General features: G+C 56.3%; 2 protein-coding genes. One reads left to right on the plus strand and one right to left on the minus strand.

The features are described from left to right. Positions 1-112 precede the first annotated feature (112 nt). Positions 113-796, minus strand: coding sequence for a helix-turn-helix domain-containing protein (locus CT676_RS43745; RefSeq protein WP_038945731.1), 684 nt, complete (start codon positions 794-796; stop codon positions 113-115). Positions 797-868: 72 nt separating this feature from the next. On the opposite strand from CT676_RS43745, the gene CT676_RS45055 reads away from it, so the two are divergent. Continuing rightward, a partial coding sequence (locus tag CT676_RS45055) for a hypothetical protein (protein ID WP_205124656.1) occupies positions 869-1,057 on the plus strand: 189 nt, incomplete at its 3' end.

A 1,057-nucleotide genomic window follows, 5' to 3' on the forward strand; every position in this document is an offset into this window, starting at 1 on the left:
CACCGGTCACCGCTCGCTATTGAACCGTACTTCCGCGCAGATTAGAGGTCCCGGCATGGCACCGGGGCCGCTCAATTAGGAACGGCAAAGGGTCTTCGCTTCGACCCGGCTGTCAATTCTGACGATCGAAGCCGGCGAGTTGCTGCCGGTCCAACAGTACGATCTGGCGGTGGGTGGCACCGATGAAGCCGAGGATGCCAAGCTTGCGCAGATGCGATAACGCCCGCGAAACGGTTTCCAGCTTGAGTCCAAGGTAGTCCGCGATATCACGCCGTGACATTGGCAGTGCCAAAATGCCGGCGTCGGTGAGCCGCTCGTCCATCTCAAGGATGAAGGCCGCGACGCGCTCGATCGAAGTTTTGCGTCCAAGGAGCAGCATATGGTCTTCCGCATGCTTCAGATTGCTGGTGGTCATGCGGAGCAGATGCTTGGCCAGCGCGCCATCACTGCCGGAAATTACATCGAGATTCTGTCGCCGAATGAGGCGAACCGTCGTGTCCACGACGGCTTCTGCCGTAGAACGGTGCAGGCTTCCATTCTCCAGTCCGAAGATATCGCCGGAAACGTAAAAGGCGCCGATTTGCCGGCGGCCATCACGAAGCAGCTTGTAGCTTCGTACCGCGCCTGACTTGACCTGATAGACATAATCGGCGGGTTCCTTTTCGCCGTAGATCTTGTTGCACTTCCGATAGGTAAGTTGGCTCAGGCTGACGATCGGATTGGTTTCGGTCGGTATCCCCAGTTCGCAAAGGGAGTGCGGATGAGGCACCGACACTGAGGTGATATGCATCAGCATTGGACCCATTCCTTAATCTTGTGATGATGGGCCTGGTAACCGTGCAATTCCGGTGCCGGGTTAGGGGCGTGCATGGTGACAAGATTTTCAGGGATAGTGCATTCTCGGTATTGTCCTAAAGTTCATTGCACCAAAGAACAACAATGCCCGAATTTGGATCTGTTTGGTTGCGGCGCTGCGGCGCAGAAATCTGCCATCGGTCTGCAGCTTAAGACCGGCGCTACGGTGATTGTTGGTGGACGTGTTCAATTTGCTCCCCGA

The organism is Bradyrhizobium sp. MOS001, assembly GCF_004634465.1.
Taxonomy (GTDB): domain Bacteria; phylum Pseudomonadota; class Alphaproteobacteria; order Rhizobiales; family Xanthobacteraceae; genus Bradyrhizobium; species Bradyrhizobium barranii.